This window comes from Pseudomonas sp. LBUM1649 (assembly GCF_059716155.1).
On the sequence record NZ_CP166807.1, the window covers coordinates 5,414,888 to 5,429,767 of the forward strand.

The window sequence follows — 14,880 nt, forward strand, 5'->3', positions numbered from 1 at the left end:
CCCTGCCATGTGAATGGCGGGGCTTTTGCGTTCCTGATCCTGGAGGTGTGTTGCGTGAACGGCCGCCATCGCGAGCAGGCTCGCTCCCACAGGGGATTTGTGGTGCTAGCGCTCAACCACGGGGCAGGAACACATCGGCCAGCAGTTGATTGCGCGGCAGTCCCGCCAGGTACAGGCGCCGGGCAAAGGCGTCGACACTGTCGGGGGCTCCGCAGACCAAGGCCAGGGTTTGCCGAGAGACAAGGCGCAGTTGTTCCAGAGCCGCTGGCAACTCGGCCGGCGTCCACAGCTCGACCGTCAGGTTCGGGCGACTGACCGCCATGGCTTGCAGCGGCTTGGCCAGATAATGCTCATTGGCATCATGGGCCAGGTGGATGACACGAATGGCACCCCGATGATCCTGGCGCAACGCTTCTCGCAACACGCCAAACAACGGTCCCAGGCCGGTGCCGGCCGCCATCAGCCACAGCGGTCGGTCGTGCCAGTCCGGGTCGTAGTGCAACGCCCCGCCGCGCAACTCGCCGAGGCGGATCGGGTCGCCGATGCTCAAGTGACGGGCTGCGTCGCTGAACTCCCCCGACTGGCGACAATCGAGGTGAAATTCGAGAAAGCGGTCCTCTTCCGGCAGGCTGGCGAGGGAATACGGCCGCGCCACATTGCCCGCCCATAGCACCAGATGCTGACCGGCGCTGTAGCGCAACGGCCGTTGTGGGGTCAGGCGCAAGCGCAACACGCTGGCGCTCAGCCAATCGATGGCAGCGACCTCGGCCGGCCGGCCATCCTCCAGCGGGTCGAAAGTGTGCACCTGCAAGTCCACGACCACCTGACACTGGCAGGCCAGTCGCCAGCCTTGCTGGCGCTGCTCCGCGCTCAAGGCATCGGGGCGGCTGTCGCTCGGCAGCCCTTGCACGCATTGCACCAGGCACGCATGGCAACTGCCGGCACGACAGCTATAAGGTACTGACACGCCGTTCTGATTCAGGGCATCAAGCAGATTACTGCCCGCTGCCACCGACCATTGGCGGTCGCCAACGCGCAACTCAGGCATCGACGTTTTCCCACGCCGCCGCGCATCGGTTGCGGCCGTCACGCTTGGCGCGATAAAGCGCCTGGTCAGCCCGCTGCAATGCCTCGTCAAGATCATCGCCCGGTACCAGCAGGGTCATGCCGGCGGACAGGCTGAGACTGCCGACCTTCAAGCCGATCAACTCGACATCGGTGAAGGCTATGCGCAGCCGCTCGCAACAGGCAGTCAACCGCTCGGCATCGCAATCCGGCAACAACACCACGAACTCTTCGCCGCCGTAGCGTGCCAGGACATCTCCGTCGCGCAGGCAGGCCGAGGCCACGCCGGCAAAAGCTTGCAACACCTGATCGCCAGCCGCATGTCCGTGAATGTCGTTGATGCGCTTGAAATGATCGAGGTCGATCAGTGCCAGGCCATGCACGATGCCGGCGTCCATGGCTTTGAGTTCGCGCGACGCCAGGCGCAGGAAATGCCGGCGATTGAACAATCCGGTCAACTCGTCGGTGGCCACCAGGTCCTCGAGCTGGCGCATCATCCCGCGCAACGTGTCCTGGTGCGCCTGCAAGGCGAAGCGGCGCTGACGCATGCGTAGGCGGGAGGCCTGGACGTAACGGGCGTACAGCTCGAGCCAGACCAGCACGATAAACAGCACGCACACCTGCAACGCGGCCAGCGCCGGATGGGCCAGCTGAAAGTGGTAGCCCTCCCACAGCGTGAGCGCGCTGAAACTGAAAAATACCAGCAACGCGCACCGTGCAAACGCACGGCGCGACAGATGAAACAGCCCGAACAACAGAATCAGCACGTAGAACACCAGAAACGCGCCGCGAGCCTCATCCAGATTGGCAATCAGCCAGGTTTGCCAGCCCAGCCCCAGCAGTACCTGCGCCTCGGTCAGGCTGGGGTCGGAAAAACGCAGGTTGCAGCCGCTGTAAAACACCACGAACAACGCCGCCTGGCTGACGACCACGAGCGCGCTGCCGACGGCGACATTAGCTAGCGGTTCATCGTAATGGCCGGTAAAAAACGCCAGCCACAGCAGCAACAAAGCCAGGGCGTAGGTGCCGGCTGCGAGGGCAAAACGTTTGAGCAACAGGCGCTGGATGGCGTTATGGGTCAATCGTTGACTCACCCTATGAAAGGAGACTGACAGAGCGTCCTACTCTACAGACCGAATGTCACTTTAGTGGTGTGTCTGACAAATGACCATTCAATTTTCAAATTGACAAACAGGCGTCAAAGCCATGACCCCGACTAACCGATTACCTGTGGTGAGACGACTTATCTGTGGCGAGGGGATTTATCTGTGGCGAGGGGATTTATCCCCGTTCGACTGCGAAGCAGTCGTCAATCCGACACATGCGATATGCCTGAAGCACCGAGGTGCAGCTTTCGGGGCGGCTTCGCCACCCAACGGGGATAAATCCCCTCGCCACAGATAAATCCCCTCGCCACAAGATTGACTGTCGGCGCGTGTGCCCGCCCGCGAGGCGGGGTATACTGCCGCGCCTTTTTAGCGTCGCGCCAGCATGCCCGGCGTGCCAGAGGATCAGCTCCAAGTCTCAAGCTTCAAGCTGCCCTACAGAATGTTCCCGTCTTTTAGAGGAGCGCGACTCATGACCGTGATCAAGCAAGACGACCTGATTCAGAGCGTTGCCGACGCCCTGCAGTTCATTTCCTATTACCACCCCGTGGATTTCATCCAGGCGATGCACGAGGCCTACCTGCGTGAAGAATCGCCGGCAGCCCGCGACTCGATGGCGCAGATCCTGATCAACTCGCGCATGTGCGCCACCGGCCACCGCCCGATCTGCCAGGATACTGGCATCGTCACCGTGTTCGTGCGTGTGGGCATGGACGTACGTTGGGATGGCGCCACCATGGGCCTGGACGACATGATCAACGAAGGCGTGCGCCGGGCTTACAACCTGCCGGAAAACGTCCTGCGTGCCTCGATCCTCGCCGACCCGGCGGGCGCTCGCAAGAACACCAAGGACAACACCCCGGCCGTTATCCACTACTCCATCGTTCCGGGTAACACCGTGGAAGTGGACGTGGCAGCCAAAGGCGGCGGTTCCGAGAACAAGTCGAAAATGGCCATGCTCAACCCGTCCGACTCGATCGTCGACTGGGTCTTGAAGACCGTTCCGACCATGGGCGCCGGCTGGTGCCCACCGGGCATGCTCGGAATCGGTATCGGCGGCACCGCCGAGAAAGCCGCGGTGATGGCCAAGGAAGTGTTGATGGAGTCCATCGACATTCACGAGCTGAAGGCCCGCGGCCCGCAGAACCGCATCGAAGAAATGCGCCTGGAGCTGTTCGAGAAGGTCAACCAGCTGGGCATCGGTGCCCAGGGCCTCGGTGGCCTGACCACCGTGCTCGATGTGAAGATCATGGATTACCCGACCCACGCCGCGTCCCTGCCGGTGTGCATGATCCCGAACTGCGCCGCCACCCGTCACGCGCACTTCGTGCTCGACGGTACCGGCCCGGCTTCGCTGGAAGCGCCACCGCTGGACGCCTACCCGGAAATCGTCTGGGAAGCCGGCCCGTCGGCCCGTCGCGTCAACCTCGACACCCTGACCCCGGAAGAAGTGCAGAGCTGGAAGCCGGGCGAAACCGTACTGCTCAACGGCAAGATGCTCACCGGCCGCGACGCCGCGCACAAGCGCATGGTCGAGATGCTGAACAAGGGTGAAACCCTGCCGGTAGACCTCAAAGGTCGCTTCATCTATTACGTCGGCCCGGTCGATCCGGTGCGCGAAGAAGTGGTTGGCCCGGCTGGCCCGACCACCGCGACGCGGATGGACAAGTTCACCCGTCAGATCCTCGAGCAAACCGGCCTGCTGGGCATGATCGGCAAATCCGAGCGCGGCCCGACCGCCATCGACGCGATCAAGGACCACAAGGCCGTTTACCTGATGGCAGTCGGCGGCGCGGCTTATCTGGTGGCGCAGGCCATCAAGAAATCCCGCGTGGTGGCGTTCCCCGAACTGGGCATGGAAGCGATCTACGAGTTCGACGTCAAGGACATGCCTGTGACCGTTGCGGTCGACAGCAAGGGCGAGTCCGTACACATCACCGGTCCTGCCATCTGGCAGCAAAAGATCAGTGAAAGCCTGGCGGTGGAAGTGCAGTAAGCGCTTCGACTGGCACGACAAAGGCGTCAGGGGGATTCTCCTGACGCCTTTTTTGTTGCCTCCTTTTGCAGGAGCCGCTTTTGTGGGAGGACCGCGAAGGCCCATGTTATGGTGCGCCCCCCGTACACTGTGTAATGCCCAGCATGTTTGAGTCCTCTCGTCCTTTGCGCCTGGCGCTGTATACCTTGTTGATTATCGCGGGTGCCGCCCTTGCAGCGACCCTGGCCGTTCGTCAAACCGAGCGCCAGTCACTGGTCGATGACGCGGCCCGTGCCAACCAGCAACTGGCGCTGTACGCCACGTCCCTGCATACCCTGATCGAACGCTATCGCGCCCTGCCCTCGGTACTGGCGCTGGACCCGCAGCTGCGTGACGCGCTCAAAGGCCCGGTGAGCCCAGAGCAACAGGACGTGCTGAACCGCAAACTGGAAAAGATCAACGGTGCCGCCGAGTCCTCGACCCTGGAACTGCTCGATCGTACTGGCCTGGCCGTGGCGGCGAGCAACTGGCGCTTGCCCAGCAGTTACGTCGGCCATAATTATGGTTTTCGCCCTTACTTCAACCAGACCCGAACCCAGGGCACCGGGCGCTTTTATGCCGTTGGGGTGACCAGCGGGATACCGGGTTACTTCCTGTCCAGCGCCGTGACCAACGACGACGAGCAGTTTCTCGGCGCCATGGTGGTGAAGCTCGAGTTTCCGGAGCTGGAACGCGAATGGCGCCAGGGCAGCGACACCCTGCTGGTCAGCGACGCCCGCGGAATCATCTTCATCGCCAACCAATCGGGCTGGCGCTATCGGCACCTGAAACCGCTGAGCGACAGCGATCACGCCGAACTCAAGGCCACCCGCCAATACGACAAGCAGCCGCTGACACCGCTTGAATACCAATCGTTGCGCCGCTTCGACGAAAACAGCGACCTGGCACGGGTCAATGGCCCCGACGGCCCTGTCGATTATCTGTGGGAATCTCTGCCGCTGGCCGCCGAAGGCTGGACCCTGCACCTGCTGCGCCGCCCGCACGTTGCCTTCGAAGACAGTCGCAACGCCGCACTCGCCGCGGCCGGCCTGTGGCTGACGCTGGTGTTTCTACTACTGTTCCTCAACCAGCGTTGGCGCCTGGCGAAAATGCGCCAGCGCAGTCGCGAAGAACTCGAACAGCTTGTCCAAGAGCGTACCCGCGACCTGCGCACCGCTCAGGACGGTCTGGTGCAATCGGCCAAACTCGCGGCCCTCGGCCAGATGTCGGCGGCGCTGGCCCATGAGATCAATCAACCGCTGACCGCCCAGCGCATGCAGCTGGCGACCTTGCGCCTGCTGCTCGATCACGGCCGGGTCGACGACGCCTACAAGGCACTGAAACCGGTGGATGACATGCTGACGCGCATGGCCGCCCTCACCGGCCACCTGAAAACCTTCGCCCGCAAAAGCCCCAGCGGCTTGCGCGAACGTCTGGACCTGGCTTCAGTGGTGGACCAATCGTTGCAACTGCTAGACACGCGTCTGCGCGATGAACAGGTCAGCACCGTGCTGCACCTGACGCGCCCGGCGTGGGTGCGGGGCGATGCGATTCGTCTGGAACAGGTGCTGATTAATCTGCTGCGCAACGCCCTGGATGCGATGCAGGATAAACCCTGCAAACGCCTGGAAATCCGCCTCGAAGTCGACGAACAACTGTGGCGTCTGAGCGTCATCGACAACGGCGGCGGCATTGCCGAAGAAAACCTGTCGAAGGTCTTCGATCCGTTTTTCACCACCAAACCGGTGGGCGATGGCCTGGGTATCGGCCTGGCCGTATCCTTTGCCATCGTTCACGAATCGGGCGGACGACTGAGCGCCGATAATCACGACAACGGCGCGGTGTTCATACTCACCTTGCCTATCGATCCGGAGGCTCCTGGCACATGCTGAATTCAGTGATGGTGGTCGACGACGAAAGCAGCATCCGCAGCGCCGTCGAACAGTGGTTGAGCCTGTCGGGTTTCGAGGTGCAACTGTTCAGCCGCGCCGATGAATGCCTGGCGCAACTGCCCGCGCATTACCCCGGCGTGATCCTCAGCGACGTGCGCATGCCCGGCATGTCCGGGCTGGAACTGCTGGCCGACGTTCAGCGCCGTGATGCCGACTTGCCGGTGATTCTGCTGACCGGCCATGGCGACGTGCCGATGGCCGTCGATGCGATGCGCGATGGCGCTTACGACTTCCTCGAAAAGCCCTTCAGCCCGCAAACCCTGCTTGGTAGCCTGCGCCGCGCGCTGGAAAAGCGCCGGCTGGTGCTGGAAAACCGCGCATTGCACGAGCTGGCCGACAACCGCGCCAAACTCGACGCGACGTTGCTGGGTGTGTCCCGTGGCTTGCAAACGCTGCGTCGGCAAGTTCTGGACTTGGCGACGTTGCCGGTCAACGTATTGATCCGCGGTGAAACCGGCAGCGGCAAAGAACTGGTTGCCCGTTGCCTGCACGATTTCGGGCCGCGCGCCGGCAAGCCGTTTGTCGCGCTCAACTGCGCAGCTATCCCTGAGCAGTTGTTCGAGGCCGAGCTGTTCGGCCACGAAAGCGGCGCGTTCACCGGCGCCCAGGGCAAGCGCATCGGCAAGCTCGAATACGCCGATGGCGGCACGCTGTTTCTCGATGAAATCGAAAGCATGCCCCTGGCGCAGCAGGTGAAATTGCTACGGGTGTTGCAGGAGCAGAAGCTTGAGCGCCTGGGCTCGAACCAGAGTATTCGTGTGGATTTGCGCATCATCGCCGCGACCAAGCCGGACCTGCTCGACGAAGCACGGGCCGGACGCTTTCGCGAGGACCTGGCTTACCGTTTGAACGTCGCCGAATTGCGCCTGCCACCGTTGCGCGATCGTCGCGAAGACATTCCGTTGTTGTACGAATCATTTGCCCGCAGTGCCGCCGAGCGCTTGGGACGCACCTTTGCGCCGTTGAGCGGGCCGCAGTTGAGCCATCTGTTGAGCCACGACTGGCCAGGCAATGTACGCGAGCTGGCAAACGTGGCCGAGCGCCAGGTTTTGGGACTTGGCGAGCCTGTACCGGCGGGCATCGAGCCGGGGCAGTCACTGGCTGCGCAGCAGGAAGCCTTTGAAGCGCAGTGCCTGCGTGCGGCGTTGACCCGGCACAAAGGTGATGTGAAAGCGGTGCTTGAAGAACTGCAGCTGCCGCGTCGTACCTTCAATGAAAAGATGCAGCGGCATGGGCTTAATCGCGAGATGTTCCTCGGTGAATGATCGTTCCCACCCTCCGCGTGGGAATGCCTCAACGGACGCTCCGCGTTCGGCTTTTGGGACGCAGAGCGTCCCGGGCTGCATTCCCACGCGGAGCGTGGGAACGATCAACATCGAGAGTGTCAGATTTTTTGTGTGCGGGCCGGTAACAGCCTGCCGTAAGGCAGGCCTTCATTTCACCAAGTTGGCCTGATGAATCGATCTCCGTACAAAACCGCGAACTGATTCATTGCGTTCTTCCAGTCATGGGCCGGACTGCCCCAATTGGCGGTGATATTTTGCAGTGCCAGCCAGATCAGCTTTGTCGCCGCATCATCGGTTGGAAAATGTCCTCTTGTCTTGATGATCTTGCGCAACTGAGCATTGATGCTCTCGATGGCGTTGGTGGTGTAGATCACTTTTCGTATGGCTGGCGGGAAGATGAAAAACGGGATGACTCGGTCCCAGGCACGCCTCCAGGCAGCAGCCACCGTTGGATATTGTTTACCCCAAGGTCCAGATTCGAAGGCATCTAAAGCCTGCTCGGCAACTTCAGCGTTGAGTGCTTGATAAATCGGCTTCAGGGCTTTGGCCAGTTCGCGACGTTTATCCCAGGCCGCGTAATCAAGGCTGTTACGGATCAAGTGGACGATGCAGGTCTGCAGCGTCGTCTGAGGGAACACCGCACTCAAGGCTTCTGGCATGCCTTTGAGTCCGTCAGTGACAGCGATCAAAACGTCTTCGACGCCTCGAGTCTTGAGGTCATTGAAAACCTTCATCCAGAACTTGGCACCCTCGGTCGTTTCAATCCAGATGCCCAGAATATCTCGTGTACCGTCCGGCAATACGCCCAGGGCTAAGTAAATGGCCTTGTTGCGAACCACCCCCTCGTCACGGATTTTGACCCGCAGAGCATCGAAGAAAATGACTGGGTACATGGGTTCAAGTGGTCGCTGCTGCCAAGCACTGACCTCTTCCAGAACTGCATCGGTGACTGAGCTGATGAAGTCATGGGAGACATCTGTGCCGTATTGCTCCGATAGAAATGCACGAATCTCGCGCACGCTCATGCCGCGTGCATACATGGCAATAATCTTGTCATCGAAGCCGGTAAAGCGGCGCTCGTGCTTGGGGATCAGAATCGGAGCAAAGCTGCCATCGCGGTCTCTGGGGATGTCCAGGCGAAGCGGGCCGTCATCGGTCAGCACGGTCTTGCCGCTCTTACCATTACGCTGGTTGCTCGACTCCTCAGGGCGCTGCGCGCCCTGAGGGTAGCCAAGGTGGTGGCCGAGTTCGGCTCCCAAGGCTCGTTCAATCAGCGCCTTTTTGAACGCCATCGAAGCGTCCTGAATGGCTTCGGCACTCATCGGACCGTTCACGAACTGGTCGATCAGCTCTTTTGGAATGGATGGTAGGTCACGCTGGGCCTCGCGGGCCGGTTTCTTTTTGGTCGGCATACATGCACCTCTTCAACATGTTATGCCCGAACACAAAATTTATGACAGTCCCTCAACATCAGAAGCGCCTAAGCAATTTTCCGCTCACACCCAGTCTTCCATGAGCGAATTTCCGCTCACAAACTTTCCTAGACCCCTCTAAACCGGCCATCTCCCTCTTGGCACAGCTCCTGCTATAGCCCCCGCAGGCTGCGTTTATGCGCGCTCCATAAAAAATAATTAAACGAAGGATCCTTCAATGGATAACTCCAATACCCTGCCCCGTGGGTCGGCTGCCGCGCCGACAAAAGAACGTACTACCTCCAGCCGTATCAAATCGATCTTCAGCGGTTCTGTCGGCAACATGGTCGAGTGGTATGACTGGTATGTCTACGCCGCTTTCTCTCTCTATTTCGCCAAGACCTTTTTCCCCAAAGGCGACACCACTGCACAACTGCTGAACACCGCTGCGATCTTCGCCGTGGGCTTCCTGATGCGCCCTATCGGCGGGTGGCTGATGGGCCTGTACGCCGACAAAGTCGGGCGTAAAAAGGCGCTGATGGCCTCGGTGTACCTTATGTGCTTCGGCTCGCTGCTGATTGCCCTGAGCCCGGGCTATGAAATCATCGGTATCGGTGCGCCGATCCTGCTGGTGTTTGCCCGTTTGCTGCAGGGACTGTCGGTCGGGGGCGAATACGGTACTTCCGCCACTTACCTCAGCGAGATGGCGACCAGGGAACGTCGCGGTTTCTACTCCAGCTTCCAGTACGTGACCCTGATCTCCGGCCAGCTCATCGCGCTGGGCGTACTGATCATCCTGCAAAACGTACTGACCACCGAAGAGCTGTATGCCTGGGGCTGGCGCATCCCGTTCGCCATCGGTGCGCTGTGTGCCGTGGTCGCGCTGTACCTGCGCCGCGGCATGGAAGAAACCGAGTCGTTCACCAAGAAAGAAAAGGCCAAGGAAAGCGCGATGCGCACCTTGATGCGCCATCCGAAGGAACTGATGACCGTGGTCGGCCTGACCATGGGCGGTACGCTGGCGTTTTACACCTACACCACCTACATGCAGAAATACCTGGTGAACACCGTCGGCATGAGCATCTCCGACTCCACCACCATTTCTGCGGCCACGCTGTTCCTGTTCATGTGCCTGCAACCGATCATCGGCGGCCTGTCAGACAAGATCGGCCGACGTCCAATCCTGATCGCGTTTGGCGTACTGGGCACGATTTTCACCGTGCCGATCCTGATGACCCTGCACACCATCCAGACCTGGTGGGGCGCGTTCTTCCTGATCATGGCGGCGCTGATCATCGTCAGCGGCTACACCTCGATCAACGCGGTGGTGAAAGCCGAACTGTTCCCGACCGAAATCCGCGCCCTGGGCGTGGGCCTGCCGTATGCCCTGACCGTGTCGATCTTCGGCGGCACCGCTGAATACATCGCGCTGTGGTTCAAGAGCATTGGCATGGAAACTGGTTACTACTGGTATGTCACCGCGTGCATCGCCGTGTCTTTGCTGGTGTACATCACCATGAAAGATACCCGCAAGCATTCGCGGATCCTCACGGACTAAGTCCAGACGCGTTACAGCAAAAGGGGCAGATCGTCGGGATCTGCCCCTTTTTTTGCTTGAGCCCCGTATGAAAAATCCTTCATCCCCTTGGAAGACGGATTAATCACGAGTTAATGCTCGTCCCCCATTCTGAACCTGCCAAATCGATTAGCCCTGATGCGGTTACTCAGACCTTGAAAGCGAAAACAACCGATAGCGTTAACATCTACTTAATCGATTGTTTTTAGCATCATTTTGCGCTTTTTAATCAGTTTAATTGGCGTAGCATGAAACCCATGCCCAAGAGACAAAACGCCAAAGAACCTGGAGAAATGAAGATGAAAACCAAACTGTTCCTCGCCATCGCCCTGTCCGTACTGGCTGCCAACACCTTCGCCGCCGATGGTTACGACCGTACTGGCTCCGCTGTTGCAGCAGACGGCTATGACCGTACCGGCTCCGCTACCGTCGCTGAAGATGGCTACGAACGCACGGGCTCGGCAACTTTCGCCGAAGATGGCTACGATCGTACTGGCGGTGCTTCCGTCAGCTAATCCGCAATAACGGCACCACAGCCCGGCTTCGCCCGGGCTTAGTCATTTCTGGAGCGCACTATTCCCTGTAGGAGCAAAGCTTGCTCGCGATGACGGTGTATCAGCCAACAGTGATGCTGCATGTGCCGGCCTCATCGCGAGCAAGCTTTGCTCCTACAGAAATTCAATTGGCTGGAAAAATGCAGCGGGGCCTTGCACCATGGCCACCTCCCGAAAGCCCCAGGATTTTCTCCATGCCCGACGACATCCACTATTACGAACCCGCCAACGGCCACGGCCTGCCCCACGATCCGTTCAACGCGATCGTCGGCCCGCGTCCCATCGGCTGGATTTCTTCACAGGATGCCGAAGGCCACTTGAACCTGGCGCCTTACAGCTTTTTCAACGCCTTCAACTACATTCCGCCGATCATTGGTTTTTCCAGCGTCGGGCGCAAAGACAGCCTGAACAACATCGAACAGACCGGTGAATTCGCCTGGAACCTGGCCACCCGGCCATTGGCCGGGCAGATGAACCAGAGCAGCGCCATGGTCGGGCCGCAGGTCAACGAGTTCGAACTGGCCGGGCTGACCACCGTCGCCTCGAAAGTCATTGCGGTACCACGGGTCGCCGAAAGCCCGGTGTCCTTCGAGTGCAAGGTCACCCAGATCATTCAGCTGCAGCGGGCGGATGGAAATGTGGTGCCGAGCTGGCTGATTCTCGGCGAAGTGGTCGCCGTGCATATCGCCAAGTGGCTGTTGAAGGATGGGGTGTACGACACCGCCGCGGCAGAACCGATTCTGCGCGGCGGCGGGCCGGCGGATTATTTCCAGCTGGGGCCTGAGGCGTTGTTCAAGATGTATCGCCCGGGGGCGGTGAAGTAATTACCAGAGCAGGTCGGCGTCTTCTTTGACGTCCTTGAGGCGGGTCAGCTCTTTGGCGGCCGCCAGATCGGCGTCATGGGCGGTCTTGAAGGTCTGGCCTACCAGTACTTTGTGAAAACGCGGGGCGCCGGAACCACCCAACGCTTTGACGGCGATTGCGGCATGGTAACCACCCTCGCCCGGTACTACGGCTGAAACGGCTTCGAAGTGTTCAAAGGCTTTGCGTGCCATGTCGCGCATCCTGGCTGGTTGAGAATGCTGCCATTAAACCCTCAACCGGCCAGTTTGTGTACCGCTGCTCCGGACCGACGCAACGCCTGCGCCGCCGACACATCCTTGAAGGTGTGAAAATCCAGGCTGTCGACCACCAGTTCCTGCACCAGCTCGGCAAAAACCTCCATGGCCGGCGTGCTGAAGTACGCGGTCATGGCCTGCTGGTTGACCCAGAAACCGGACACCAGCCACAACTGCGGGTCGCATTGCGAGTGCTGCAAGGCAAAGCTCAGGCAGCCTGGCGCGGCGCGGGATGGCTCGATCAGCGCGCTCAGGCGCACTCCCAGCTCTTGAGAACGCCCGGCGTGCGCCCGGACAAAGGCCATATGACTGACGGGGATCTGCTTCGACATGTTCAACCCTCCGGGGAAGTCGCGTGGCAGCCAGGGGACAGGCTGCGACAGGATCAAAGGTTAAAGGCCTCTGTGCCTGTGTTGTTAGTCGATTCCTGCCGGTGCGTTGCACAATCCTGCGATTGTGCGTGGGCTAACCGTAACAATGTGAAAAACACTGTCAGGGTCTGCCATACGAGTTTCAAGCAAGAGCTCAGGGCTACGTCCTGCCTTGACAGAGCAAGGAAACAAACCCGTGCAGAATCAGGCAAGCATCAGGCAGGATGTGTCTACCGCTGTTGCTTGCACAAACTTATGCTCTGCCCCATCACCCGTGCCCTGCCGAGGATGCCTTGCATGTCGTCTCTCGATCACTTTTTACACCCGCAACAAGCCCCGCTGGACGCCAACATGGAAAAACAGCGCGCGGAACTGGCGGCGATCATCCGTCGCAACACCGCGGAAGATGGCAATTATGCCACTGCCATCGGCTCATTGTTCATGTCGCGCCACAGCCAGTCCCACGAGTTTGCCCCGGTTCTGGCGCAACCGGCGCTGTGCATCATGGCCCAGGGACGCAAGGAAGTTCAGCTGGCTAACGAGTACTTCAATTACGACCCGCTGAACTACCTGGTGGTCTCGGTCTCGATGCCGCTGAGCGGGCGGGTGGTCAATGTCTCGACCGAGGAACCGATTCTGGCCTTGCGGCTGGACATCGACCCCGCGGAAATCACCGCGCTGATCGCCGACGCCGGCCCCCTCGGCGTACCCACCCGGCCAACCGGGCGCGGGCTGTATGTCGAACGGCTCGACAGCGCAATGCTCGACGCCGTGCTGCGCCTGGCGCGACTGCTCGGCACACCGAAAGACATCGCCATGCTCGCGCCGCTGATTCGCCGGGAAATTCTCTACCGGTTGTTACGCAGCAAGCAGGGGCACAGGCTGTATGAAATCGCCATTGCCAACAGTCATAGTCATCGCATCAGCCAGGCAATCAAGTGGCTCAACGGCAATTATGAGCAGCCGTTGCGTATCGATGATTTGGCAAAGGAAGTGAACCTGAGCGTGTCGACCTTGCATCACCGCTTCAAGGCGATGACGGCGATGAGCCCGTTGCAGTATCAGAAGCAATTGCGCCTGCAAGAGGCGCGGCGCTTGATGCTGGCCGAAGGGTTGGAGGCCTCGGCTGCGGGGTATCGGGTCGGGTATGAAAGCCCTTCGCAATTCAGCCGTGAGTACAGCCGGTTGTTCGGGGCGCCGCCGTTGCGGGATTTGGCGCGGTTGCGGTTGTCGGTTTGAGCTGACTTTTTTGCAAGCAGTGCCGGCCCCATCGCGAGCAAGCTCGCTCCCACAGGGGGCTGGGGCACGCCGATCCATTGTGGGAGCGAGCCTGCTCGCGAAAGGGCCAGTCAGTCAGGCGCCGAGAACGCGACACGCCTCAGCCGGCAACGTCACCGACACCGGATGCCCAATGCTCAAGCCAATCCCCTGACACGGCGTGCTCAACGCCGTAAACGACACCCCGGAACACTCAACCGTGGTCTCGATGGTCGCGCCGATATCCCGCACGAACGTTACCTTGCCCAGCAAGCGGTTACCCGCCGTCGCCTGCGGCGCCGACAGTTGCAGGTCTTCCGGGCGAATCAGCATCTTCACTTTTTCACCGACCACAATGCTGCTGCAGATCGGCACTTGCAACGCATCGCCGCCCGGCAGGCTGACCTTGCCATTGCCCAGCGCCGTGGCCGGGAAGATGTTGCCCGAACCGATGAAGTCCGCAACGAACTCGTTGGCCGGGTGACGGTAGATCTCGATCGGCGTACCCACCTGCTGCACTTTATGCTCACCCAGCACGACGACGATATCAGCCATGGTCATGGCCTCACGCTGATCGTGGGTGACCATGATGGTGGTGATGTTCAGGCGCTGTTGCAGCTGGCGGATTTCCACTTGCATCGACTCGCGCAGCTTGGCGTCCAGCGCCGACAGCGGTTCGTCGAGCAAGAGGATTTTCGGGTGATTGGCAATCGCCCGGGCAATCGCCACGCGCTGACGCTGGCCGCCGGACAGTTTCGCCACCGGCCGGTCGATCATGGGTTGCAGCTGAATCAATTCCAGCAACTCCACCACCCGCGCCTGCTGATCAGCCTTGCTGACGCCGCGCAGTTTCAGTGGATAAGCAATGTTTTCCCCCACGGTCATGTGCGGGAACAGCGCCAGGGATTGGAACACCATGCCGAAATTACGCAGGTGCGCCGGGGTATGGCCGATGTCCTCGCCGTCCAGGCGAATCTCGCCACCGCTCAGGGTTTCCAGGCCGGCGATCATCCGCAGCAACGTGGTTTTGCCGCAACCCGAAGGGCCGAGGAAACACACCAGTTTGCCCTCGGGCAAATGCAGGTTCACATCTTTTACCGCGCAGGCCGAGCCGTAATGTTTCTCGACGTTTTCCAGAATCAGACCAGACATAAGAATCACCTCAAGAA

13 protein-coding genes are annotated in these 14,880 nt (G+C 60.3%); 7 read left to right on the forward strand and 6 right to left on the reverse strand.

Annotated features, from left to right (window positions below):
• Positions 1–112: 112 nt before the first annotated feature.
• Positions 113–1,048 carry an iron-sulfur-binding ferredoxin reductase gene (locus ACA058_RS25050; RefSeq protein ID WP_497636355.1) on the reverse strand — a complete coding sequence of 312 codons (936 nt, stop codon included), beginning with the start codon at positions 1,046–1,048 and terminating at the stop codon, positions 113–115.
• Positions 1,041–2,147 carry a GGDEF domain-containing protein gene (locus ACA058_RS25055; protein ID WP_497636356.1) on the reverse strand — a complete coding sequence of 369 codons (1,107 nt, stop codon included), beginning with the start codon at positions 2,145–2,147 and terminating at the stop codon, positions 1,041–1,043. Before ACA058_RS25055 ends, ACA058_RS25050 begins: the two co-directional genes overlap by 8 nt.
• Before the next feature lie 496 nt (positions 2,148–2,643).
• On the opposite strand from ACA058_RS25055, the gene ACA058_RS25060 reads away from it, so the two are divergent.
• From ACA058_RS25060 to ACA058_RS25070, 3 genes are all read left to right on the forward strand, one after another.
• A complete protein-coding gene (locus tag ACA058_RS25060) occupies positions 2,644–4,167 on the forward strand; it encodes a fumarate hydratase (RefSeq protein ID WP_497636357.1) in 1,524 nt (507 codons plus the stop codon).
• A 143-nt stretch (positions 4,168–4,310) separates the two neighbouring features.
• Positions 4,311–6,077: a sensor histidine kinase gene (locus tag ACA058_RS25065; RefSeq protein ID WP_497636358.1), complete on the forward strand. Its 1,767-nt coding sequence runs from the start codon at positions 4,311–4,313 to the stop codon at positions 6,075–6,077.
• Positions 6,071–7,402 carry a sigma-54-dependent transcriptional regulator gene (locus ACA058_RS25070; protein WP_497636359.1) on the forward strand — a complete coding sequence of 444 codons (1,332 nt, stop codon included), beginning with the start codon at positions 6,071–6,073 and terminating at the stop codon, positions 7,400–7,402. Before ACA058_RS25065 ends, ACA058_RS25070 begins: the two co-directional genes overlap by 7 nt.
• Before the next feature lie 173 nt (positions 7,403–7,575).
• On the opposite strand, the gene ACA058_RS25075 is transcribed toward ACA058_RS25070, so the two are convergent.
• Entirely contained in the window at positions 7,576–8,835 is a 1,260-nt protein-coding gene (locus tag ACA058_RS25075) for an IS256 family transposase (RefSeq protein WP_497635083.1), read from the reverse strand.
• 238 nt (positions 8,836–9,073) lie between these two features.
• Here ACA058_RS25075 and ACA058_RS25080 point away from each other — a divergent pair, with 238 nt between their 5' ends.
• From ACA058_RS25080 to ACA058_RS25090, 3 genes are all read left to right on the forward strand, one after another.
• Positions 9,074–10,393, forward strand: coding sequence for an MFS transporter (locus ACA058_RS25080; RefSeq protein WP_497636360.1), 1,320 nt, complete (start codon positions 9,074–9,076; stop codon positions 10,391–10,393).
• A gap of 317 nt (positions 10,394–10,710) precedes the next feature.
• Positions 10,711–10,926 (forward strand): hypothetical protein, encoded by a 216-nt coding sequence (locus ACA058_RS25085; protein WP_497636361.1) that lies wholly within the window; start codon positions 10,711–10,713, stop codon positions 10,924–10,926.
• Between the two features lie 233 nt (positions 10,927–11,159).
• A complete protein-coding gene (locus ACA058_RS25090) occupies positions 11,160–11,789 on the forward strand; it encodes a flavin reductase family protein (RefSeq protein ID WP_497636362.1) in 630 nt (209 codons plus the stop codon).
• On the opposite strand, the gene ACA058_RS25095 is transcribed toward ACA058_RS25090, so the two are convergent.
• Both ACA058_RS25095 and ACA058_RS25100 read right to left on the reverse strand, forming a co-directional pair.
• On the reverse strand, positions 11,790–12,020 hold the full coding sequence (locus ACA058_RS25095; protein ID WP_497636363.1) for a hypothetical protein: 231 nt from the start codon (positions 12,018–12,020) through the stop codon (positions 11,790–11,792).
• A gap of 41 nt (positions 12,021–12,061) precedes the next feature.
• On the reverse strand, positions 12,062–12,415 hold the full coding sequence (locus tag ACA058_RS25100) for a putative quinol monooxygenase (protein ID WP_497636364.1): 354 nt from the start codon (positions 12,413–12,415) through the stop codon (positions 12,062–12,064).
• Between the two features lie 336 nt (positions 12,416–12,751).
• On the opposite strand from ACA058_RS25100, the gene ACA058_RS25105 reads away from it, so the two are divergent.
• Positions 12,752–13,693: an AraC family transcriptional regulator gene (locus ACA058_RS25105; protein ID WP_497636365.1), complete on the forward strand. Its 942-nt coding sequence runs from the start codon at positions 12,752–12,754 to the stop codon at positions 13,691–13,693.
• A gap of 114 nt (positions 13,694–13,807) precedes the next feature.
• On the opposite strand, the gene ACA058_RS25110 is transcribed toward ACA058_RS25105, so the two are convergent.
• A complete protein-coding gene (locus ACA058_RS25110; protein ID WP_497636366.1) occupies positions 13,808–14,863 on the reverse strand; it encodes an ABC transporter ATP-binding protein in 1,056 nt (351 codons plus the stop codon).
• Positions 14,864–14,880: the final 17 nt, after the last annotated feature.